Origin of the sequence: Kribbella sp. NPDC005582, from assembly GCF_040605415.1 — a bacterium.
Classification (GTDB): Bacteria; Actinomycetota; Actinomycetes; order Propionibacteriales; family Kribbellaceae; genus Kribbella.
Map to the genome: position 1 here is coordinate 115,622 of NZ_JBEXCU010000004.1, position 22,940 is coordinate 138,561.

The 22,940-nt window shown below is 68.3% G+C and carries 17 protein-coding genes; 7 read left to right on the forward strand and 10 right to left on the reverse strand.

All coding sequences use genetic code 11. The annotated features are described in order from the left end of the window. The first annotated feature begins 102 nt into the window (after positions 1 to 102). The 3 genes from ABZS29_RS23750 (at position 103) to ABZS29_RS23760 (ending at position 3,444) form a co-directional block, all read left to right on the forward strand. The gene (locus ABZS29_RS23750) at positions 103 to 1,179 is read left to right on the forward strand and encodes a substrate-binding domain-containing protein (RefSeq protein WP_355464616.1); all 1,077 of its coding nucleotides are present in this window, start codon (positions 103 to 105) and stop codon (positions 1,177 to 1,179) included. Between the two features lie 139 nt (positions 1,180 to 1,318). After that, positions 1,319 to 2,134, forward strand: coding sequence for an ATP-binding cassette domain-containing protein (locus ABZS29_RS23755; protein WP_355464617.1), 816 nt, complete (start codon positions 1,319 to 1,321; stop codon positions 2,132 to 2,134). Continuing rightward, positions 2,131 to 3,444 (forward strand): sugar ABC transporter permease, encoded by a 1,314-nt coding sequence (locus ABZS29_RS23760; protein WP_355464619.1) that lies wholly within the window; start codon positions 2,131 to 2,133, stop codon positions 3,442 to 3,444. Before ABZS29_RS23755 ends, ABZS29_RS23760 begins: the two co-directional genes overlap by 4 nt. Before the next feature lie 57 nt (positions 3,445 to 3,501). On the opposite strand, the gene ABZS29_RS23765 is transcribed toward ABZS29_RS23760, so the two are convergent. The 8 genes from ABZS29_RS23765 to gcvT form a co-directional block, all read right to left on the reverse strand. Further along, a complete protein-coding gene (locus ABZS29_RS23765) occupies positions 3,502 to 6,348 on the reverse strand; it encodes a BTAD domain-containing putative transcriptional regulator (protein ID WP_355464621.1) in 2,847 nt (948 codons plus the stop codon). Positions 6,349 to 6,424: 76 nt separating this feature from the next. After that, positions 6,425 to 7,483, reverse strand: coding sequence for a dipeptide ABC transporter ATP-binding protein (locus tag ABZS29_RS23770; RefSeq protein ID WP_355464623.1), 1,059 nt, complete (start codon positions 7,481 to 7,483; stop codon positions 6,425 to 6,427). A 20-nt stretch (positions 7,484 to 7,503) separates the two neighbouring features. Next, on the reverse strand, positions 7,504 to 8,631 hold the full coding sequence (locus tag ABZS29_RS23775; protein WP_355464625.1) for an ABC transporter ATP-binding protein: 1,128 nt from the start codon (positions 8,629 to 8,631) through the stop codon (positions 7,504 to 7,506). A gap of 32 nt (positions 8,632 to 8,663) precedes the next feature. Further along, positions 8,664 to 9,656 (reverse strand): ABC transporter permease, encoded by a 993-nt coding sequence (locus ABZS29_RS23780; RefSeq protein WP_355464627.1) that lies wholly within the window; start codon positions 9,654 to 9,656, stop codon positions 8,664 to 8,666. A 107-nt stretch (positions 9,657 to 9,763) separates the two neighbouring features. Continuing rightward, positions 9,764 to 11,521 (reverse strand): ABC transporter substrate-binding protein, encoded by a 1,758-nt coding sequence (locus ABZS29_RS23785; protein WP_355464629.1) that lies wholly within the window; start codon positions 11,519 to 11,521, stop codon positions 9,764 to 9,766. A gap of 41 nt (positions 11,522 to 11,562) precedes the next feature. Further along, positions 11,563 to 12,570, reverse strand: a complete 1,008-nt coding sequence (locus ABZS29_RS23790; protein WP_355464631.1) for an ABC transporter permease — start codon at positions 12,568 to 12,570, stop codon at positions 11,563 to 11,565. A gap of 412 nt (positions 12,571 to 12,982) precedes the next feature. Next, positions 12,983 to 14,263: a BTAD domain-containing putative transcriptional regulator gene (locus tag ABZS29_RS23795; protein ID WP_355464633.1), complete on the reverse strand. Its 1,281-nt coding sequence runs from the start codon at positions 14,261 to 14,263 to the stop codon at positions 12,983 to 12,985. A gap of 190 nt (positions 14,264 to 14,453) precedes the next feature. Next, a complete protein-coding gene (gene gcvT / locus ABZS29_RS23800; protein WP_355464635.1) occupies positions 14,454 to 15,560 on the reverse strand; it encodes a glycine cleavage system aminomethyltransferase GcvT in 1,107 nt (368 codons plus the stop codon). Between the two features lie 97 nt (positions 15,561 to 15,657). On the opposite strand from gcvT, the gene ABZS29_RS23805 reads away from it, so the two are divergent. After that, complete coding sequence (locus tag ABZS29_RS23805) at positions 15,658 to 17,151, forward strand: leucyl aminopeptidase (RefSeq protein WP_355464637.1); 1,494 nt, start codon at positions 15,658 to 15,660, stop codon at positions 17,149 to 17,151. Between the two features lie 38 nt (positions 17,152 to 17,189). On the opposite strand, the gene ABZS29_RS23810 is transcribed toward ABZS29_RS23805, so the two are convergent. Next, the gene (locus ABZS29_RS23810) at positions 17,190 to 17,507 is read right to left on the reverse strand and encodes a hypothetical protein (protein ID WP_355464639.1); all 318 of its coding nucleotides are present in this window, start codon (positions 17,505 to 17,507) and stop codon (positions 17,190 to 17,192) included. 152 nt (positions 17,508 to 17,659) lie between these two features. On the opposite strand from ABZS29_RS23810, the gene lpdA reads away from it, so the two are divergent. The 3 genes from lpdA to ABZS29_RS23825 all read left to right on the forward strand — a co-directional run bounded on the left by lpdA (position 17,660) and on the right by ABZS29_RS23825 (position 22,099). Continuing rightward, positions 17,660 to 19,051 (forward strand): dihydrolipoyl dehydrogenase, encoded by a 1,392-nt coding sequence (gene lpdA / locus ABZS29_RS23815; RefSeq protein WP_355464641.1) that lies wholly within the window; start codon positions 17,660 to 17,662, stop codon positions 19,049 to 19,051. 140 nt (positions 19,052 to 19,191) lie between these two features. Continuing rightward, entirely contained in the window at positions 19,192 to 21,123 is a 1,932-nt protein-coding gene (gene sucB / locus ABZS29_RS23820; RefSeq protein WP_355464643.1) for a 2-oxoglutarate dehydrogenase, E2 component, dihydrolipoamide succinyltransferase, read from the forward strand. Positions 21,124 to 21,208: 85 nt separating this feature from the next. Further along, on the forward strand, positions 21,209 to 22,099 hold the full coding sequence (locus ABZS29_RS23825) for a TIGR01777 family oxidoreductase (protein WP_355464645.1): 891 nt from the start codon (positions 21,209 to 21,211) through the stop codon (positions 22,097 to 22,099). Positions 22,100 to 22,372: 273 nt separating this feature from the next. Here the strand turns inward: ABZS29_RS23825 and ABZS29_RS23830 are convergent, their stop codons facing one another. Then, positions 22,373 to 22,702: a hypothetical protein gene (locus ABZS29_RS23830; RefSeq protein WP_355465586.1), complete on the reverse strand. Its 330-nt coding sequence runs from the start codon at positions 22,700 to 22,702 to the stop codon at positions 22,373 to 22,375. Positions 22,703 to 22,940: the final 238 nt, after the last annotated feature.

Below are 22,940 nucleotides of genomic sequence, written 5' to 3' on the forward strand. Positions count from 1 at the left end.
CAACGATATGTCTATTTCTTGAATTCAAGTCTTGACGTCAAAGCCAGGAAGGGTCTTGACTTCGGTCAGGCCTACTCGGGCCTTCACGTCAAGGAGTCGCATATGTCCGTGTCAGTACCTCGTCTCGTCGGCCTCGGCATCGCCGTCTCGGCCCTCGCCGTCTCGCTGGTTGCCTGTGGCTCCGACGACGGCGGCTCCGGTAGCGGTTCGAAGGGCGGCGGCAAGAAGATCGCCCTGCTGCTCCCCGAGTCCAAGACGACCCGGTACGAAGCCCTGGACCGGCCGCTGTTCACCGAGGCCCTGAAGGCGGCCTGTGCGGACTGCGAGCTGATCTACAGCAACGCCGACCAGGACCCGGCCAAGCAGCAGCAGCAGGCCGAGGCCGCGCTCACCCAGGGTGCGAACGTCCTCGTCCTCGACCCGGTCGACGGCAAGGCCGCCGCCGCGGTCGTCGCCTCGGCCAAGGGCCAGAACGTCCCGGTGATCGCCTACGACCGGTTCATCGAGGGCGCCAACTACTACGTCTCGTTCGAGAACGAGGCGGTCGGCAAGCTGCAGGCGCAGACCCTGGTCGACACCCTGAAGGCGGCCGGCAAGACCTCCGGCAACCTGGCGATGATCAACGGCTCGCCGACCGACCCGAACGCCGCCGACTTCAAGAAGGGCGCGCACAGCGTGCTCGACTCCAGCGGCTACAAGATCGCGGCCGAGTTCGACACCCCGGACTGGAGCCCGGACAAGGCCCAGGCCTGGATGGAAGGCCAGCTGAGCGCCATCAAGAACGGCCTCGTCGGCGTCTACGCGGCCAACGACGGTACGGCGGGCGGCGCGATCGCGGCCCTCAAGGGTGGCGGCGTGACCCCGCTGCCGCCGGTCACCGGTCAGGACTCCGAGCTCGCCGCCATCCAGCGGATCGTCTCCGGCGACCAGGCGATGACCATCTACAAGGCCGTCAAGCCGCAGGCCGAGGCCGCCGCGAAGGCAGCCGTCGCGCTGGCCGGCGGTGGCAAGCCGGAGTCGACCGGTGACTTCAAGAGCGTCCCGTCGACGATCCTCGACCCGGTCGCCGTCACCAAGGACAACATCAAGGACACCGTCGTCAAGGACGGCATCTACAAGGTGACCGACATCTGCACCGCGTCGTTCCAGGCCGCCTGCACCGCTGCCGGCCTGAGCTGACCCCCGCGACCGGTACCGCCCCGAGTGAGGTCGGGGCGGTACCGGTCCCGGATGTGTGGTTTTTGTTGCCTTGTCGCCCTACCCCGACGGCCCCCACGCCGGGATCATGGGCAGAACGAAGCCTCAGGAGGCTGATCGAGTGACTGTCATTCCCACCCCCGCACCACCCGGTACCTCGACGGTGCTGGCGCTGCGGGGCGTGTCCAAACGGTTCGGCGCCGTCCAGGCCCTGAAGAACATCGAGCTCGACGTCCGGGCCGGCGAGGTGCTCGCCCTGGTCGGCGACAACGGCGCCGGCAAGTCGACGCTGGTCAAGACGATCGCCGGGGTCTACACCGCCGACGACGGCACCATGGTGTTCGACGGCCGCGAGGTCCGGGTCGGAAGCCCGGCGGAGGCGCAGCAGCTCGGCATCGCCACCGTCTTCCAGGATCTGGCCCTGTGCGACAACCTGGACGTCGTCGCGAACCTGTACCTCGGCCGCGAGCTGCGCAAGGGCCGCGTGCTGGACGAGGTCGAGATGGAGCGTTCCTCCTGGGAGCTGCTCCGTCAGCTGTCGGCCAAGATCCCGTCGGTCCGGATCCCGGTGGCCAGCCTGTCCGGTGGTCAGCGGCAGACCGTCGCGATCGCCCGCAGCCTGCTCGGCCAGCCCAAGGTCGTGATGCTCGACGAGCCGACCGCGGCACTCGGCGTCGCTCAGACCGCCGAGGTGCTGAACCTGGTCGAGCGGCTGCGCGAACGCGGCCTCGCGGTCATCCTGATCAGTCACAACATGGCCGACGTGATGGCGGTGGCCGACCGGGTCGCCGTCCTGCGTCTCGGCCGCAACAACGGCGTCTTCCAGGTCAGCGAGACCAAGAGCCAGGACATCATCGCCGCCATCACCGGCGCGACCGACAACGCCGTCTCCGAGCGCGCGGCGCGCCGGACACGGGAGGAGGGCTCGGCATCATGACCGTGCACGGATCCGAGGCCCGGGCGCAGGACTCCACACCGAACGGCAACGGGAACGGCGACGGTGGCGTCACGACGCCGGAGAACCTGCCCGCCGACCTGCAGGACGAGCGCCTGATCGCCAGCCGGGGAGTCAGCGGCGCGATCTCCGCCTTCACCAGCCGGCTGCGCTCCGGCGACCTGGGTTCGGTCCCGGTGGTGATCGGCCTGATCATCATCTGGGCGGTCTTCCAGATCGCCAACGGCTCGTTCCTGTCCAGCCGCAACCTGGTCAACCTGACCCTGCAGACCACCTCGATCGGCGTCATCGCCCTCGGCATCGTCCTGGTCCTGCTGCTCGGGGAGATCGACCTGTCCGTCGGTTCGGTGAGCGGCCTGGCCGCGGCCGTCCTCGGCGTCACGTTCGTCAACCAGGGCTGGTCACTGGTCCTGTCCCTGATCGTCTCGGTCGTTCTCGGCCTGGTGATCGGACTGTTCTACGGAGCGCTCTTCACGAGGTTCGGTGTCCCGAGCTTCGTGATCACGCTGGCGGGTCTGCTCGGCTTCCTCGGCCTGCAGCTGCTGGTGCTCGGCAAGGAAGGCACGCTGAACTTCCCGTTCGACTCGGCGCTGGTCGGCTTCGCCGCGCGCAGCTTCCTGTCGCCGGCCCTGTCGTACGGCCTGATCGCCGTCGTCGTGGTCGCCTACGTACTCACCCGCCTGCGCGCCCGCGCTGCCCGGCTCGCCGCCGGTCTGTCGGCCGCTCCGCACTCGATGATCGCGATCAAGGCTGCCGCGCTGGCCGCCGTACTGGTGATCCCGGCGATCATCCTGAACGGCGACCGCGGGGTCTCGTCGATGTTCCTGCTGTTCCTGGCGCTGGTCGTCGCCACCGACTTCGCCATCCGCCGGACCCGCTGGGGCCGCTCGGTCGTCGCCGTCGGCGGTAACGTCGAAGGCGCCCGCCGCGCCGGTATCAACGTCCGGATGATCTACCTGTCGGTCTTCGCCGCCTGCTCCACCTTCGCCGCCGTCGGCGGCATCCTCGCCGCCGCCCGCCTGGTCGCGGTCGGCCAGAGCAGCGGTGGTACCGACACCAACCTGAACGCGATCGCAGCCGCCGTCATCGGCGGAACCAGCCTCTTCGGTGGCCGCGGCTCGGCGTACTCCGCCCTGCTCGGTGCCTTCGTGATCATGTCGATCCAGAACGGCCTCGCGCTGCTCAGCCTCGACTCCAGCGTCCGGTACGTCGTCACCGCCGGCGTACTGCTGATCGCCGTCACCATCGACTCGCTCAGCCGCCGCAGCCGCCAGGCGCACGGCCGCGCCTAACAGACCCGGTGGGCTCCCGCCAGCCCCCTGCGCAGCGGGGGCCCACCGGTTCCAACCTCAAGCGTTCGCCGGGTCGCGCGGGTCGTGCTCCAGCTCGTAGCGCACCTGGTAGGCGCCCAGGAGATCGCCGCGCTCCTCCATCGTCTCCAGCATCTTGAGGCGAATTCGGCGACCGGTGGCCACTTCGCCGAGCGCCATCGCCAAGTCGGCTTCGTACTCGTCGAGGAACATGCCGATGTCGAGTCCCGGCTCGTGATCGAACCGGCCGTGAGCCTGGTCGAGCAGTCGTCGCGCCTCGTCCACGTTGCCGCGATGAATCTCCAAATGCGCCGTCAGGCAGTCGATCTGTGCCTCGAAGTACGGACTCTGCATCGGTGCGCTGATCTCGCGGCTGCGCAGTAACGCCTGCTCCGCCTCGTCGAAGCGCCCTTCCTTGACCAGGACCTCGCTGAGGCTGTTCTGCCCGTAGAACTCCTGCACGGTTCCCGGGGAACACTCGGCCAGGAGCTGCCCGAACCAGTCGCATGCAGCCGGGTAGTCGCGCCGGGCGGCGCTGTTCTGCCCCAGATTGCGCAGGATCACGTGCCTGACGATCGCCGGACCGTCGTGGTGATCGATAAGCCGAAGCGCGAGCTCGCTGGCCTCCTTGTCCCGATCGAAGTCGCATTGCCGGCGTACCGAGTTCGCGAGATTGATCAGGGTGCGGACCTTCAGCTCGACCGATCCAGAGCGCTGCGCGTTCTCCCAGCTCTCTTCCGCTACCGGCCAGCTCCGCGGATCGGCCGAGCCGAGCGCGGCGACCAGGCAGATTTCGGTCCGGACGAGCCACTCCAGCTCTCCCGCCTCCCGGAGAACGGTGCGCAGAGCCTCGAGCACCTCGATCCGTGGTTCCCGAAGATCTGTGATGATGTAGAAGCTGTTCAGTCGCAAGCCGAGCGCCACGGCCTGCTCCAGGCGCCCGGCAGCGATCCCGGTCAGGGCTGCTGCCTGCAGCAACGGCCAGGACTCACCAAGCCATGCCCGTTCGTTGCCGGCCATCTCACGCTCGGCCTGCTCCAGTCCCACCTCGCCGGGCGCGAGAACCGCCTGCGCGGTGGTGAAGCCGTGCCCGAGCGCGTCATCAGCAACCACGAGTAGCCGCAGGGCGGCCTGCAAGAACCGCGCCAGTGGCTCGTCCGGGGACTCGAGACGCTCGGCAGCGTAGGACCGGACCAAGGCGTGCATCTTGAATCGTCCCTGCCGGACGTGCTCGACGAGCCCAAGGTCGACAAGTCGCGCGAAGGCAGCCTCGCCCGCCGCCTCGTCGGTGTCCAGCAGCGGCGCCGCCACCCAGGCCGGGAACTCGGTCACGCCGACCAGCGAGAGGCGTTCCAGTAAGTCGCGGGCCTGCGTGTCCACCAGGACCAGAGTGCGGTCCAGACTTGTCCGTACTGCGAGGTCGCCGGCCACCATCGAGTCGAGCCGCTGATCCTCGACTGCCAACGAGGCGGCCAGCTCAGGCAGCAGCTCGTCGCCGGACAACGCCAGCCGAGAACCGACGATCCGCAGCGCCAGCGGCAGACCGGCAGAGTGATCGACCAGCACCGAGATCGACGCTTCGTCGCGAACGCGCCGACCGATCAGACGGAGAAGGAGATCCCGGCTTATCGCCGGTTCGAGCGGTACGACATGGCGATGCACCGCTGTCGACAGCTCCGGTAACGGCGCACGGGACGTGACGATCACTGCGCTACGCGGCCCCTGCGGCAGCAGCAGCTCAACGGTCTCCGCGTCGAGTGCGTCGTCCAGCACCACCAGGATGGCACGGTCCGCCGTGCGCTCACGCAGTACGTCGCGACGTTCGGGGAGGCCCTCCGGGATCTCGCCGGAGGTGAGCCCCAGGGACCGCAACATGCGGCCCAGCAGCGTCCGCGCCGAAACCGCTTCACCGGTCACGTCCTGCAGCCGCGCGAACAACTGGCCATCAGGAAACGCCGCGGTCGCCCGGTGCGCGATGCGAACTCCGGCCGCCGACTTACCGACGCCTGCGCCGCCCCACACGTGGAAGACGGCTGCTTGGTCGCGATCAGGCCGGGTCAGCACCTCGACCGCCTCGTGCACCAGGCCGTCGCGTCCGGCCAGCACCGAGATGTCGACCGGCAGCTCCCTCGGCACCGTCTCGCTCGAGGCCTTGCCGTCCGCTGCCAGTGCCAGGTCGTCGCGCAGGATCGCCGAATACAGCCGGCGCAGGGACGGCGCCGGCTCAAGGCCGAACTGGTCGGCCAGCGTCGCGGTCACATCGGCGTATACGTCGAGTGCGTCCTGTCGTCGCCCGACTCGATGCAGGGCGGTCATCCAGGCCGCGACGGCGACCTCCCGGGTCGGATCAGTCTTGACGAGAAGGGGAAGCTCCTCAAGCAACGGCAGGAACAGTCCAGCGGCCAGGTCGGCCTGGATCCGCTCGTCGAACGCGCTGCGCCGCTCCTCCTCCACCGATGCGCAGAGCCGATCACGAGTTGGCGGATCGACAAGATCGGGGAGCAGTTCGCCGCGCCACAGCCCCAGCGCCGCCCGCAACAGGCTCCCTCGGTCGGCGGGGTCCGGCAACGCTCGTGCCTCGGCGACCATTGTCCGGAAGCGGTCGAGGTCGGCAGCTCCGGACGGCACGCGAACGGCGTACCCGTCACGGCCACCGTCGATCGTGATCCCAGTCTTCCGCAGCCGGGAGATGTAGACCTGCAGTGCCCCTCGCGCGTCCGCGGGCGGATCGTCCGGCCACACCAGATCGATCAACTGCTCCCGCGGTACGACGTGATTCGCCCTCAGCAACAAGACGGCGAGCAGCAGCCGCTCCTGCCGCCGGTCCAGCTTGATCTCGGTCGTGCCGTCCTCAACCTCGAGCGCTCCCAGCAGGCGGAACTCCATCCGCGCATGATACCCACCGCGGCGCAACGACAGCCGCCCCGACCGAAGGGATCGGGGCGGCTCCGGAACAGCTGATTCAGGCGATCTCGGCGATGAGGTCCACCTTCGGCTCGGCGAAGTGGCACGCGGCCGCGTGGCCGGGAACCGACTGTGGCTTGCCTTCGAGCTCGGGCTCCTGCAGGGCGCAGATGTCCTCGGCTTTCCAGCAGCGCGTCCGGAACCGGCAGCCGCTCGGCGGGTCGATCGGCGACGGGACGTCCCCGACCAGCCGGATCCGCTCCTTCGGCGGTACGCCGCGGATCGTGCCGAGGTCGGGAGCGGCGGACAGCAGCGCCTGCGTGTACGGGTGCTGCGGAGCGCCGTAGATCTGCTCCCGCGGGCCCTGCTCGACGATCTTGCCCAGGTACATCACCGCGACCTGGTCACAGAAGTGCCGGACCACGCCGAGGTCGTGCGCGATGAACACGAACGCGATGCCGAGGTCCCGGCGCAGGTCCTCGAGCAGGTTCATCACCTGGGCCTGGATGGAGACGTCCAGCGCGGAGACCGGCTCGTCGGCGATGATCACCTCGGGCTCGACCGCCAGTGCGCGGGCGATCCCGATCCGCTGCCGCTGACCGCCCGAGAACTCGTTCGGGTAGCGGTTGTGGTGCTCGGGGTTCAGGCCGACCCGCTCCAGCAGCTCCTGGACCCGGGCGAGCTCCTGTCCCTTCTTGACCAGGTTGTGCACGCGCAACGGCGTACTGATGATGTTGCTGACCGTCTGGCGCGGGTTCAGTGAGCTGTAGGGGTCCTGGAAGACGATCTGCAACTGCCGGCGGAAGGGGCGCAGGTCGCGCTCCTTGAGCCGCGCGATGTCGGTGCCCTTGAAGTTGATTTCACCCGACGTCGGCGTGAGCAGCCGCGTGATCATCCGGCCGGTGGTGGACTTGCCACAACCGGACTCACCCACCAGACCGAGGCTCTGACCGGCCTTCAGGTCGAAGCTGACACCGTCCACCGCCTGGACCATCTTCTTCGTCCGGCGCAGACCGGCGGATTCCTTGATCGGGAAGTGCATCTTCAGGTCGCGGACCCGAAGCAGCGTCTCGCCCTGACCGGCCGGCTGGTCGATCGGACGTACTGTGTCGCTCATTACTCTCCTCAGTCCGCTCGTCAGCTCAGTCTCGGCAGGACTTCGGCCTCGTAGATCGAGGCCTTGTCGTGCAGATGACAACGGGACGTGTGGGCACCGGCGCCGTCGACCGGCAGCAGCTCGGGCAGGTCGGTGATGCAGCGGTCGCCCTTGACCCGCTCCTTGTACGGACAGCGGGGGTTGAACGAGCACCCGCTCGGCAGGTTCAGCAGGCTCGGCGGCAGACCCTTGATCGGGCGCAGCTTCTCACTCGCCGCCGACACCGTCGGGATCGACTCCAGCAGGCCCCAGGTGTAAGGCATCCGCGGGTTCGCCAGTACGTCGGTGGCCGTGCCGTACTCGACGCAGCGACCGGCGTACATGACCAGAACGTCGTCGGCCATCTCGGCCACCACACCCAGGTCGTGGGTGATCAGCACGATCGCCGAGCCGAACTCCTTCTGCAGGTTGTTCAGCAGGTCCAGGATCTGCGCCTGCACCGTCACGTCGAGCGCGGTGGTCGGCTCGTCGGCGATGATCAGCTTCGGGTCGTTGACCAGACCCATCGCGATCATCGCGCGCTGCCGCATACCGCCGGAGAACTCGTGCGGGTACTGACCGAATCGGCGGATCGGGTTCGGGATGCCGACCAGGTCGAGCATCTCCAGGGCGCGCTTCTTGGCGACGTCCTTGGAGACCTTGTGGTGCACCCGGTAGGCCTCGGAGATCTGGTTGCCGACCGTGTAGAGCGGGTGCAGCGACGACTGGGGATCCTGGAAGACCATGGCGACCGCGTCACCGCGGACCTTCATCAGGTCGTTCTCCGGCATCCCGATGAGCTCGTCGCCGCCGAGCCGGATCGACCCGGTGATCTGGGTTCGCTTGCGGTCGTGCAGACCCATCACGGCCATACTCGACACCGACTTGCCGGAGCCCGACTCGCCGACGATCGACAGGGTGCGGCCCAGCGGGACCGAGTAGCTCAGCCCGTTCACCGCGCTGACCACACCGTCGGCGGTCGGGAACTTCACAGTCAGGTCCTCGACTACCAGGTACGGCGTCTCGCCGCTGGGGTTCATCAGACCGGACCGGCGCTCGCGGGTCGCGACCGACGGACCGCGCTTGGCGTCCGCGGCCGCTGCCGGCCGCTCCGCTGCACTCTCGGCCATGCTGTCCTTTCGGTCTTCTGGGGCAGGTGTGGTCACGACAACCTCACCCGCGGATCGATCAGGCTGTAGACGATGTCGACGATCACGTTGGCCGTCACGAGGAAGATCGACGAGACCAGCACGGTCCCCATGATGACCGGCAGGTCGAAGTTGACCAGGCTCTCGAGAACGAGGTTACCCAGACCCGGCAGGTCAAAGATCCGCTCGGTGAAGATCGCACCGGCCAGCATGCCCGCCACGTCCAGGCCGAAGATCGTGATGACCGGGATCAGACCGGAGCGCAGTGCATGCTTGTAGGTCACGACCCGGTCCGACAGGCCCTTGGCCCGGGCGGTCCGGATGAAGTCCTCGTTCAGTGTCTCGACCATCGAACCGCGCGAGTACCGAACGTACTGCGTCATGTTGACCAGGCCGAGTACCAGCCACGGCGTCAGCAGGCCGGCCACCCACTTCCCGATGTTGTCGCTCGGTGGTGTCCAGCTGCCGCGGGGAAGAATGGGGTAGAAGATCGTCAGGTAGAGAGCAATCATCAAGGCGACGATGTAGTACGGGATCGAGCTGATCACCAGCGTGCTGGTGACCAGGATGCGGTCGCCGGCGGTTCCACGCCGTTTGGCGGCCAGCGATCCGACGGTCACACCGACCGTCAGCATGATGACGGCCGCTCCGGCAACCAGCGAGACGGTGACAGGAACCCGGTTGCCCAGCATCTCCAGCACCGAGCGGTCGTTCTTGAAGGAGAAGCCGAGGCACGGGGCCTTGCACTCGCGCTCGACACCCCCGTTGATGTACGTCCGGCCGACTGCGATGCCTTCGATGTAGTCGGCGAACTGTTTCACCTTGGGCTGATCGAGCCCCAGGCCCTTTTTGATCTCCTCGTACCGCTGCTGCGGGCAGTTGCGCTCGCCGCAGATCGCCGCCGCCGGATCCGTCGGTGCGATGAAGAAGAGAGCGAACGTCGCCACCAGGGTGACGAGGACGACGGACAGAGCGCTGAGAATGCGGCGCCCGAGGAAGTACAACACGTGGGATTCTCCTCACCGATCGCCGTAGGTGGCCGGCCAGAGACTGGCCGGCCACCCATTGCGCGATCAGAACGAACGGCTCAGGGCCGTCCGATCACTGGTGGCGATCAGGGCTGCTTCAGGAACAGCGAGGTGAACTCGGGCATACCCTGCGTCGGGTCGTTGATCGGGTGACCGATGTTCGTACCGACCAGGAAGGCGGACCTGGACTGGTAGACCGGAAGAGCCGGCAGGTAGTCCTGCATGATCTTCTTGTCGAGGTTGATCCAGGCCTTGGTCTTCAGGGCCTCTTCCGGCGACATGTTGTTGACCTTGTCGATCTCGGCGTCCAGCGCCTTGTCCTCGAGCTGGCCAACGCTGTTGCCCAGCTTGATCGCGTCGGAGCGGAACAGCACCGGCGCCCACGAGGAGCCGCTCGGCCAGTCGGAGCACCAACCGACCGGAGACTTGAACATGTTCACCGGAGCGTTCTGGTCACCGGTGACCTCGCGGATCTTGGCGGTCGGCACACCGATCGCCTTGACCTTGAAGCCGGCCTTCTCCAGCGCCTGCTGGCGAACCTGGCTGCGCTGCGTGGCGATCTTGGCGTCGTTCGAGTAGTACCAGGACAGCTCGAAGTTCTCCTTGCCCGCTTCCTGCAGCATCTGCTTGGCCTTGACCGCGTCTCCGTCACCCTTGCCGTTCAGGCCCGGGATCTCGTAGTTCTCCCAGCCCGGAACCGACGGCGACATGTAGGTCGAAGCCGGCGGCTCGGCGAGCGAGGTCCAACCTGCGACCTTGCGCTCGGTGTCGTAGGGGTAAGCGACCGCGATCGCCTTGCGGACCTCCAGCGGGATCTTGCGGGTGTCCAGCGGGACCATCCGGTTACACGGCGTGTCGCCCTGGATCAGCTGGTCCTTCTTGGTGCCCTGGTTCAGCTCGGGCATCAGCGTCGCGTCGATGTTGCTGTACGTGAGGGAGCTCGAGTCGGGCCCGGTGCTGGCCAGGATCTGCCGCTGGATCTTGATGGTGTCCAGACCGAAGCGGAAGTGGTAGCCGTCCAGGTACTGGTGGCGCACCGCGTCGGTGGCCGGGTCCCAGTTCGGGTTCTTGACCAGCTTGAGCTCGGAGCCCGGGTTGTAAGAGTCCACCATGTACGGACCGGTGGCCAGCGGCTTCGACTGGTAGGCGTCCTTGGTGTCCTTCGCCTTCGGGATCGGCGTGAACAGCGTGAACGCGCCGAAGAACGGCATGTCCGGGAACGGCTTCGAGAGGTTGATGACCAGGGTGTGGTCGTCCGGCGTCTCGACGCCCTCGAAGTTGTCGCCGCTCGCCCACGGGCCCTTGTACTTGTCGGCGCCCTTGAAGAACTGCCGCTGGTACGCCGGTCCGTTCGTGAAGATGTCGGACGCGAACGACCGCTTGATCGAGTACGCGAAGTCCTCGGCCTTGACCGGCGAACCGTCGGAGTACTTGATGCCCTGCTTCAGCTTGAAGGTCCACTTCAGCTTGTCGTCCGACACCGTGCCCAGGTCCTCGGCCAGGTCGGGAACCAGGACCGGCTTGTGGTCCGGTCCGTCGAGCCGGTACTGGGTCAGCGCCCGGAAGTAGAGCTTCTGAATCTGGAATCCGTCGACGTAGTACGTGTCGGTCGGGTCGAAGGTCGACGGCGTGACGTCCGAGAGGATCGTCGCGGTGCCGCCCTTCTTGAATCCGTCGACGTCGGGTGCGGGGCCCTTGGCGGCTGCGTCCATTACCTTCGTCTGGGTCGTGTTCGCCGGCCCGTCCGAACTGCCGCCGCTACCGCCCTTCGAAGACGGGCTGCCACAGGCAGCGACGGCCAACATCACCGTCACCGCGACTGCGGTGATCCGTTTCACCTGCATGGTCGGTTTTCTCCTTTTCTGCCGCTCGGGCAATCGCCGCACTACCGGCGAGTCTTGGGGTCGAAGGCGTCCCGGATCGAGTCACCGAGCAGCGCGAGCGAAAGCACCAGAATGGTGATCGCGCCGACCGGCAGCCACAGATAGACCGGGTCTGCCTGGAACCAGTTCGTGGCGGTCGCGATCGTCTGGCCCCACGAGGGGGTCGGCTCGATCAGACCGACACCGAGGAAGGACAATCCGGCCTCCGCGGTGACGTAGGCGGGCAACGCCAGCGAGGCCGAGATGACGATCGGTGCAACCAGGTTGGGGAGGAGCTCACGGAACAGGATCCGCGGCGTAGAGACCCCGATCGCCTTGGCGGCCAGGACGAACTCCCGCTCCCGGAGCGAGAGCACCTCGCCGCGGATGATGCGGGCCAGTCCGGCCCAGCCGAAGAAGGACAGCACGAAGATCAGTACCAGGAACCGCGTGCTGGACTGCTGCTCGGGTGAGAGGTTCAGCGAACCGCCGCGCCACGACTCGACGATCGGAACGAGCGCGATCGCGAAGAGCAGGTACGGCAGGCTCAGCACGAAGTCGATGACCCAGGAGATCACGCGGTCGACCCAGCCACCCAGGAAGCCGGCCATCAGCCCCATCACGACCCCGACGACGGTGCCGAAGACGGTGGCGGTGAACGCGACCTGCAGCGACGGCCGGGCGCCGAACACCCAGCGAGCGAAGTTGTCGCGACCGGTCCTGGGCTCGACGCCGAACCAGTGGTCGGGCGTGATGCCGATGGTCGGGAAGCCGAACTCGTCGATCAGCTTGGGGTTGAAGTCCGCGATGTTGCCGCCTTCGAGACCGGCCAGCACGGGCGCGAAGATCGCGACCAGGACGAAGAACAGCACGATCGACGCGCAGACGATCGCGACCTTGTCCTTGCGCAACCGGTCCATCGCGATCCGGGTCGGCGACTTGCCGTGCGCGACGCCCTTGGCCCGCTCCGGTTCGGCAGAGGCCGGGTGGTCCTCGATCCCCACGGTCGAGTCTGGTGACCCAATGCTCATTCGCGCTCCGTCAGCTCTGTCAGCCGGATGAATATGGTCCATTTGTGTCCGGCGGCGGTCTGTAGATCGTGCCGAACATTCGCTCGCTGGAAGGGCCTGCGTCAAATCCCTTGACACCGGCAAACCCCCCAGCCGCGAGTAGCCTGCCTGACACTGTGACACCAAACCAGCGGTGCTCGGCAGCAGTGCACAAATCGTTACCGGAACGGGTACTCGACCGGAACAATTGCCCCTAATGGTGACTGTCCGCGATCAATCCTTCGCGAAACGCGTCGGCACAGCACCGACAGTGGCCAATTTGTGCCACAAAATAACAGAATGTAACAATTCGAGGTCCGTCTGCCGGTGCCTGCGAGTGAGGATCGATGACACCATGGTCGCCAGCTTGACGACCGCCGCCGCGTAGCGGTCGTCAAGCACCTCCGCACCCGGCAATCTCCCCGCTCTCATCGTCGAGCCGGCGCAATTCTCGGTGCGTTGCGTCTTCCAGGCCGAGCATGGGTAGCCGAGACGTGATGATCACCGCTCCGCTGACCGGCAGCAGGGGTCTGATCTGGCCGCTGCCGATGGCATCGTCCAGAACTAGTAGTGCGGCCTTCTTGGCCAGGCGGCTGCGAAGCAGGGCAGAAAGCTCTTCCAGGGACTCAGGCAGGTCCGGTTCCTCCACGCCGAGTGAGCGCAGGAGCTGTCCGAGGACTGCCCTCGGCTCCTCGGCCTGGCCGTTCACGTCCTGGAGGCGCGCAAAGAGCTGACCGTCCGCGAACCTGGCGGCCAACCGGTGCCCCAACCGCACGGCAACCGCGGACTTGCCCGTCCCCGCCGGTCCGTGGAGGCAGACAACAGTCGGTACCCCGGGCCGGGCCGGGCCGAGCAGTACGGCTGACAGCTCGTCCAGCACATCGTCCCGTCCGGCCGGCAGGCCCGCATCCGCAGGAAGCTCGCGCGGCACGTTCGGCTCGGCCGTATAGTCGAGGGCCGGGTCCTGGCGCAGGATGGCCACGTGGCGGTCACGGACCTCGATTCCCGGCTCCACACCGAGCTCTTCGTCGAGACGCCGCACCAGGGCTCTATAGACAGCTAGAGCGTCGGCCTGCCGGCCACAACGGTAGAGCGCCAACATGCAGGCGCTCGCGAAACTCTCGTGGGTCGGGTGAGCGGCGCGCAGCTCAGCCAGGCGGGGCAGGATCTCCTGATGATGGCCGAGGGCGAGCTCTGTCGACAGCAGCAGCTCGTCGGCCACCCAGCGCTCTTCTTCCAATCCTCCGCAGAGGCGCTGGCGGAGGGGCTCCGTAGTCACATCGGCCAGCGCAGGCCCGCGCCACAAACTCAGAGCATCCGTCAGCAGCTTGCTGCGCTGCTCCAACTTCTCCTCGCGCTGAGCCTGGGCCACCAGCGACCGGTACTGCTCTATATCGGTACTCCCCGGAGGCGCCTGGATGGCGTACCCCTCCGGCCCACCAGTGAGCTCAACGTCCAGCATGGTGCGCAGCCGAGAAACGTAGACCTGCATCGCCCGCCGTGGATTGACCGGCATCGTCGTCGGCCACAGCAGCTCGAGCAGCCGCTGCGCAGCGACCATCTTGCCCCGCTCCAGTAAGAGAACAGCGAGCAGCAGCCGCTCCTGGCGGCGCTTCAGGATGATCTGAGCGCCGCCCGACCAGATCTGGACCGCACCGAGCAAGCGGAATTCCACCGGCTCATGGTAAGCGCCTGGTAACAGCCCGAGCCGACCATGTCGGGGCACCCGCCCCCGTCGGAAGTAGGCACCGTGATCACAGAATCCTGGGACTGATCCAGTAGCGGCGATCTGCGCTCACCCAGCAGATCGCCGCAGGAACAACATCCCGAACAGGTTCTTGTACAGGGCGAATTGGGTGGCGACCTCAGCCCTCGCGAACGTTCACGGTGACGAAGGGCGGCTTGACGACGTCGAAGGCTTCCTGCCGTCCGCGGATGTCGACGGTGACCTGGTCACCTTCCTTCACTCCTGCGTCCAGCAGGGCGAGCGCGATGCCCTTCTTCAGCGTCGGCGAGAACGTACCGGACGTCACCTCACCCAGTGCGGTCCCGGCCGGGTCCAGCACTGACATGTGCGGCCGCGGAATGCCACGGCCGACGGCCCGCAGGCCGCGAAGGATGCGCGCGGGGCCCGCCTCCTTCTCGGCCCGCAGCGCGGTGTCGCCCCAGAAGTGCTCCTTCTTCCAGCCCACGGCCCAGCCGGACCGCGCCTGCACCGGAGTGATCTCCGGAGAGATGTCCTGACCGTGCAGCGGGTAGCCCATCTCCGTGCGCAGCGTGTCCCGCGCGCCCAGGCCGGCCGGGACGATCCCGTACTGCGCGCCGGCCGACAACAGCGCGTCGAACACGGCAACCGCAGCAGCATTCGGTACGACGAGCTCGTACCCCCGCTCGCCCGTGTAACCGGTCCGGCACACGACTACCGGCGTACCGGCGAAGTCGGCGACGGCGAAGGACATGTAGTCGTGGCCGGTCGGCAGGCCGATGGCGGCGACCACGTCGTCGCTGTGGGTGCCCTGGACGGCCAGGATCGCGTAGTCGTCGTGGGTGTTCTTCACCACAACGCCGTCCGGCGCATCGGCCTCGAGCAGGCGCACCACCTCGGCGGTGTTCGCGGCGTTCGGGATCAGGAAGACGTCGTCGTCGGCGTGCAGGTAGGCGATCAGATCGTCGACCACTCCCCCACGCTCGTTGCAGCACAGCGTGTACTGCGCCTGGCCCGGCGCGATCCGGCCGAGGTCGTTGGTCAGGCAGGCGTTCACGTACGCCGCCGCGCCGGGGCCGGTGACCGTCGCCTTGCCCAGATGGCTCACGTCGAAGACGCCGACCGAGCTCCGGACCGCGGTGTGCTCCGCGACCACTCCGGAGTACTCCAGTGGCATCTCCCAGCCGCCGAACTCGGCGAACTTGGCGCCGAGTGCGACGTGGCGCTCGTGCAACGGGGACTTCTTCAGTTCTGGCGATCCGGTCATGGAGGGGAAACTACCGGACGCGTAGCATGCGAAGGCAGTATTCACGTACCGTCACGACCGGCTGTTCGCCTACCGGTCAAGGAGGACTGAGAATTTCGTGAGCACCATCACCCTGAGCAAGTCCGATCCGGCCGGTGTCAAAACCGATGCGGTCGTCGTCGGCGTCGTGAAACTCAACGGCGCGGTGACCCTGCCGGCCGGCACTGAGTCGCTCAACGCCGCGTACGGCGGGCAACTGGTGGAGGTGCTGTCCGGACTGGGCGCCACCGGCAAGACCGGTGAGGTGACCAAGGTGCCCGGCCCGAAGCCGGGCAAGTCGGCGACCCTGATCGCCGTCGGGCTGGGTGAGGCCCCCGACGGCACGCTGAAGACCGAGGATCTGCGGATCGCCGCCGGCACCGGTGTCCGGGCCGCCAAACTGACCCAGTCGGTCGCCTTCGCCCTGCCGACCCCGGACGCCGAGTGCGTCCGTGCGGTCGCCGAGGGCGCACTGCTCGGCCGCTACGCGTTCACGACGTACAAGTCGGAGAGCTCGGCCGACCAGGCCGGAGCACTGACCGTGCTGACCGACCTGGCCCGGACCAAGGAGGCCAAGGCCGCGCTGGAGCGCGCCGACGTCACCGCCGAGGCGATCCGCCTGGTCCGGGACTGGGTGAACACCCCGCCGTCGGACCTGCACCCGGTCGAGTTCGCCGCGCACGCGGTGAAGCTGGGCAAGGAGTACGGCGTCAAGGTCGAGGTGCTCGACGAGAAGGCCCTGGTCAAGGGCGGGTACGGCGGCATCCTCGGCGTCGGCCAGGGGTCCACCAACCCGCCGCGGCTGGTCCGGCTGAGCTACGCGCCGAAGAAGCCGGTCACGCACCTGTCGTTCGTCGGCAAGGGCATCACGTTCGACTCCGGCGGCCTCTCGCTGAAGACGGCCAGCGGCATGATCAGCATGAAGTCCGACATGGCCGGCGCGGCCGCCGTCATCGCCGCCACGCTGGCGATCGCCAAGCTCGGTCTGCCGGTCCAGGTGACGACGTACGCGGCGATGGCCGAGAACATGCCGTCCGGATCGGCGGCGCGGCCCTCCGACGTCCTGACCATGTACGGCGGCAAGACCGTCGAGGTGCTGAACACCGACGCCGAAGGCCGGTTGGTGCTCGGTGACGCGCTCGTCCGCGCGTCCGAGGACCAGCCCGACCTGATCGTCGATGTGGCCACCCTGACCGGCGCCTGTGTCGTTGCCCTGGGCACCAAGGTGGCCGGCGCGTTCGCGAACACCGACACCGCCCGGGACCGCGTCGTGGACGCCGCGGTGGCGGCCGGTGAGCCGATGTGGCCGCTGCCGATCCCGAGCGAGATGCTGGACAAGCTGAAGTCGCACTCGAAGGTCGCCGACCTGGCCAACATCACCGGTGAGCCCTGGGGCGGCGCGCTGGCCGCCGCCGCGTTCCTCGGCGACTTCGTTGCCGACGGCATCGACTGGGTGCACCTCGACGTGGCCGGCCCGGCCTTCAACGACGGCTCCGCCTCCGGCTACACGCCGTCCGGCGGCACCGGGTACGCCGTACGGACGCTGGTGGAGCTCGCCGCTTCGGCCAGCTGATCAACTGATCCGCTCGTGGGGTCCTCCCCACGAGCGGATCAGATCAGGCCCTGCTTCTTCATCCGCGCGTTGTACTCGCGCATCCGCGGCGGGTAGCCGACCACGGCTGCGTCGTACGACGGGATGCCGAGCTTGTTGGCGAAGTTGTGCGCCCACTGCACCGACGGGACCCGGCGACGGGTCCACTCGCCGTCGACCGCGACCAGGAGCAGCGTGTACTCCGTCACGGCGGTGCGTGGCTCGACGAAGCCCTCGACCCCCTGGCGACTGGTGGCGAACTCACGCAGGTGCGCCTGGTCAGGAGTGTCCGACTTGCGCATCGTGCCGGCCTTCTGCCGGCGTCCGAACCACTTCATGGGGTAAGTGTCGCCTATCACCGCAACTCGACGGCAGAAAGTCGCGGTAACGGTTTCTGCCACTTGCGGCAATTCCGGTCGTGCGAAGATGTCGCCGGGCCCGCACCGCGATCCGGGGCCGGCCCGCCGACCACACGCCCACGGAGGAACCTGTGACGAACGCGGCAGACAGCAGCGGTACGACGTACGACCTGGTGATCCTCGGCGGCGGGAGCGGCGGTTACGCCGCGGCCCTGCGCGCCGCGACGCTGGGGAAATCCGTCGCCCTGGTCGAGAAGGACAAGGTCGGCGGCACCTGCTTGCACCGCGGCTGCATCCCGACCAAGGCACTGCTGCACGCCGCCGAGGTCGCCGACTCCGCCCGCGAGGGTGAGCAGTTCGGCGTCCGGACGACGCTCGAGGGCGTCGACATGGGTGGCGTCAACAAGTACAAGGACGGCGTCGTCGACCGGCTGTTCAAGGGACTGCAGGGCCAGCTCAAGGCCCGCGGGATCACCGTGATCGAGGGCGAGGGACGGCTCACCTCCCCGACCACGGTCGAGGTCGGCGGGACGACGTACACGGGTCGCAATGTCATCCTCGCGTCCGGCTCGCACTCGCGGTCGCTGCCCGGTCTCGAGATCGACGGTCAGCATGTGATCGCCAGCGAGCACGCGCTGACGCTGGACCGCGTGCCGGAGTCGGCCGTCGTGCTCGGCGGCGGCGTGATCGGCGTCGAGTTCGCGTCGGCGTGGACGTCGTTCGGGACCAAGGTGACCATCGTCGAGGCACTGCCGCGGCTGGTACCGGCCGAGGACGCCGACTGCTCCAAGACGCTCGAGCGGGCGTTCCGCAAGCGCAAGATCGCTTTCAAGACCGGTACGCCGTTCGAGTCGGTCAAGGTCGTCGACAACGGCGTCCAGGTGACGGTTGCCGGCGGCGAGGTGATCGAGGCCGAGGTGCTGCTGGTCGCGGTCGGCCGCGGCCCGAACACAGCCGGACTCGGCTACGAGGAGGTCGGTGTCGCCCTCGACCGCGGCTTCATCACCGTCGACGCGACCCTGCAGACCAGCGTTCCCGGCGTGTACGCCGTCGGTGACATCGTGCCCGGCCTGCAGCTCGCGCACCGCGGCTTCCAGCAGGGCATCTTCGTCGCCGAACACCTCGCCGGGCTGGCGCCGACGCCGATCGACGAGGCCGGCATCCCGCGCGTCACGTACTCCGAGCCCGAGGTCGCGTCGGTCGGTCTGACCGAGGAGCAGGCCCGGGCGAAGTACGGCGACGTCGAGATCCTCAACTACAACCTCGGCGGCAACGGCAAGAGCCAGATCCTGAAGACGTCCGGCTTCGTGAAGCTGGTCCGCGCCAAGGACGGCGCCGTCGTCGGCCTGCACATGGTCGGCTCCCGGGTCGGCGAACTGATCGGCGAAGCCCAGCTGATCTACAACTGGGAGGCCTACCCCGCCGACGTCGCGCCGCTCGTGCACGCGCACCCCACCCAGAACGAGGCCCTCGGCGAGGCGCACCTCGCGCTGGCCGGTAAGCCCTTGCATTTCCACGACTGAGGTTCAGCCTGCGCCGCTGGCGTGCCCTAGTACGTTTGTGACTGGCGGGTAATCCCGGGTTCTCGTGACCCGCGTCCCGCCCGCGCCAGCGGCACCGTAGGCTGACACTCGACCGATCAGACGAAGGAGCAACGACCGTCATGCCGACCTCTGTATCCCTGCCGGCCCTCGGGGAGAGCGTCACCGAAGGAACCGTCACCCGCTGGCTCAAGCAGGTCGGCGACACGGTTGCCGTCGACGAGCCCCTGCTGGAGGTCTCGACCGACAAGGTCGACACCGAGATCCCGTCGCCCGTCGCGGGCACCCTCCTCGAGATCAAGGCCGCCGAGGACGAGACCGTCGAGGTCGGCGCCGAACTGGCCGTGATCGGTGACGCCGGTGAGTCCTCCGGCTCCGCGCCCGAGGCGCCCGCCGAAGCTCCCGCTGAGCAGCCGCAGGCCGAGGCCGCACCGGCTGAGGCCGCGCCCGCCGAGCAGCCGCAGGCTCAGGCCGCCGAGGCCGCGCCCGCCGCGCAGCAGGCGCCGGCTGCCGCCGAGCAGTCCGCCCCGGCTTCTACCGGGCAGGCTGACTCCTCGTCTTCCAACTCGGCCGACTCGGCCTCAGCCCCCGCGGCCTCCTCGGCCGCATCGGGCACCTCCGTCACCCTCCCGGCACTCGGCGAGAGCGTGACCGAAGGAACCGTCACCCGCTGGCTCAAGCAGGTCGGCGACGACGTAGCCGTCGACGAGCCCCTCCTCGAGGTCTCCACCGACAAGGTCGACACCGAGATCCCGTCCCCGGTCGCCGGCAAGCTGCTCGAGATCAAGGTCGCCGAGGACGAGACCGTCGAGGTCGGCGCCGAGCTCGCGATCGTCGGCTCCGGCGACGCGGCCCCCGCCGCCGCCCCGAAGGCCGAGACCCCGGCCCCCGCCGAAGCCCCGGCGCCCGCCGCGGCCCCGGCCGCCCAGGCCCCCGCTGCTCAGGCACCCGCCCCGCAGGCTCCCGCCGCCCAGGCCCCGGCTGCACAGGCTCCGGCCGCCGCTCCGGCACCGGCCGCGGCGCCCCCGGCACAGGCACCGGCCCCGCAGGCGGCTCCCCCTGCGCAGGCCCCGGCCGCCCAGGCACCCGCCGTACAGGCTCCCGCCGCGTCGTCGAACGGGTCGTCCACTGACGGCCCGAACTACGTCACCCCGCTCGTCCGCAAGCTGGCGGCCGAGCACCAGGTCGACCTCAACAGCGTCCAGGGCACCGGCGTCGGTGGCCGGATCCGCAAGCAGGACGTGATCAGCGCCGCCGAGGCCCAGAAGGCCGCGGCCGCTGCCGCACCGGCCGCTGCCCCGGCAGCAGCCGCTCCCGCCGCGAAGGCCGCGACGGTCAGCCCGCTGCGTGGCACCACCGAGAAGATGAGCCGGATCCGCAAGGCGATCGCCTCGCACATGGTGAACAGCCTCAAGGTCTCGGCCCAGCTGACCACGGTGGTCGAGGTCGACGTCACCGAGATCGCCAAGCTGCGGAACGCGAAGAAGGCCGAGTTCGAGGCCCGCGAGGGCACCAAGCTCTCGTTCCTGCCGTTCTTCGCCCTCGCCGCCATCGACGCGCTGAAGCAGTACCCGAAGCTGAACGCGTCGATCGACGAGGAGAAGGGCGAGATCACCTACCACGCTGCCGAGCACCTGGGCATCGCGGTGGATGTCGAGCGCGGCCTGATGGTCCCGGTCGTCCACAACGCCGGTGACCTGAACATCGCCGGCCTGGCGAAGAAGATCGCCGACCTCGCCGACCGCACCCGCAACAACAAGGTGACGCCGGACGAGATGGCGGGCGGCACGTTCACCATCACCAACACCGGCAGCCGCGGCGCCCTGTTCGACACCCCGATCCTGAACCAGCCGCAGGTCGGCATGCTCGGGACCGGCGCCGTCGTCAAGCGCCCGGTCGTCATCACCCACCCGCAGCTCGGCGAGACCATCGCGATCCGCCAGATGGTCTACCTGGCCCTCACCTACGACCACCGCCTGGTCGACGGCGCCGACGCGGCCCGCTATCTGACGGCGGTCAAGCAGCGGCTCGAAGAGGCCCAGTTCGACGTCTGATCGACCCGCAGTACCGCGCGACCCGGCGCCGGTTCCGTTCGACGGACCGGCGCCGGTCCCATTTCCACAGCAAGGAGCCAACTGGATGAAGTACGTGCTCGCCGGCGCCTCCGGCTTCCTCGGCCAAGCCCTCGCCCGCGACCTCAGCGCCGACGACCACGACGTCGTCCGCCTGGTACGCCGTACGCCGTCCAGTCCCGGCGAACTCCAATGGGATCCGGCCCGCGGTGAACTCGACCTCGCCGCGATCGCCGACGCCGACGTCCTGATCAACCTCGCCGGCGCGAACATCGGCCGCCCCTGGACCCCGACGTACCGCAAGACACTGCGCGAGAGCCGCGTCACCACCACCGCCACCCTCGCCAACGCCGCCGCCCAACTCGAGCGCCGCCCAGCACTGATCACCCAGAGCGGCATCGGCGGCTACGGCCTCGACTGCGGCACCGAGATCCTCACCGAAGACACCCCGCTCGGCGACGGCTTCCTCGCCGACGTCGTCCGCGTCTGGGAAGGCGCCCTCGCCCCGGCCCGCGCCGCCGGCTGCCGCGTCGCCTCCCTCCGCACCGGCGTCGTACTCGCCCGCAAGGCCCCCGCCTTCCAGCTCCTCACCCTCCCCTTCCGCCTCGGCCTCGGCGGCCGCTTCGGCTCCGGCCAGCAGTACTTCCCCGTCGTCTCCCTCCCCGACTGGCTCCGCGCCACCCGCTTCGTCGCCGACCACGACTCCCTGACCGGCCCGATCAACATCACCCTCCCCACCCCGACCACCAACGCCGAAGTGGCCCAAGCCATCGCCACCGCCCTGCACCGCCCCGCCCTGCTCCCCGTCCCCGCCGCCCTCATGCGCCTCACCCTCGGCGAGTTCGCCTGGGAACTCCTAGGCAGCAAACGCGCCCTCCCCACCCGCCTGGACACCGCCGGCTTCACCTTCCACCACCCCACCGCTCCCGACGCAGTAACAGCAGCACTCACTCTCTAACGCAGTAGTCGCGCTGACCGTCGGCTGCCTCGACCCGCTCACAGCTCGGCGCCGGGCATTGACGGTCCCGACGCCGCCTGCCCACGAGCTAAGCCAGCAGTTGAAGGATGTGCTCGGGCGCGTCAGCAGCTGGACGTGCGCTCGTGCGTCATGGGCATGTGATCCGCTCCACGCCAGCTACCTCGACCTCGGTCCCGGCGTCGGCAGCGAGGCGGCACGCGCGCACGGCGTCAACCAGCTATCCCTTGCCCCGCTTGCGTTTTCACGCGGAGATCACGCGGCCTTGACCGACCGGATGCGCCAACTGGATTGTGGTGAGTTTGCAGCGGGTGGTGCGTTGGTGAGGGTTATCAGATGGGTGGTCGGAGTGCCGGGCGGAAGAGTTGTTCGGGCGCCGCTTCGATCAACTGCTTCGCCAGCGGCGAGATGGTCGGTAGTGCGGAGGGTGACTGTGCTCGAGTTCTGCTGCATGACGGTGCTCTTGTCGATGTGGATCTGTAGCCCGTGGATGCGGATGCGACGCTTGCGATAGTCAGCGAGCAGTGCCCGGTCCGCTTGCCAAGGCTGGCTGCCCGGGACGTAGACCTTGTCGAGCGTCGCCACGTCGAGAGTGCGAAACGCCTTTGCGCGTTGGGCATCCAGCGAACGCAGGATCGTGAGCCACTCGGCAACACTCCGCCCACCACTCGTACGCCGGGGTGTCGGTGGCGGGGTCGCCGGGCGAGTCGGAGCGGTGCGCTTCGGGGTGGGTGTCTTCTCGGTGCCGGTGCTAGTCGACTGCGGTCTTGGTGTGGCGGCGGAGTTAAATGTCTCGGCCGAACTGGCAACTTCGGACGAACCC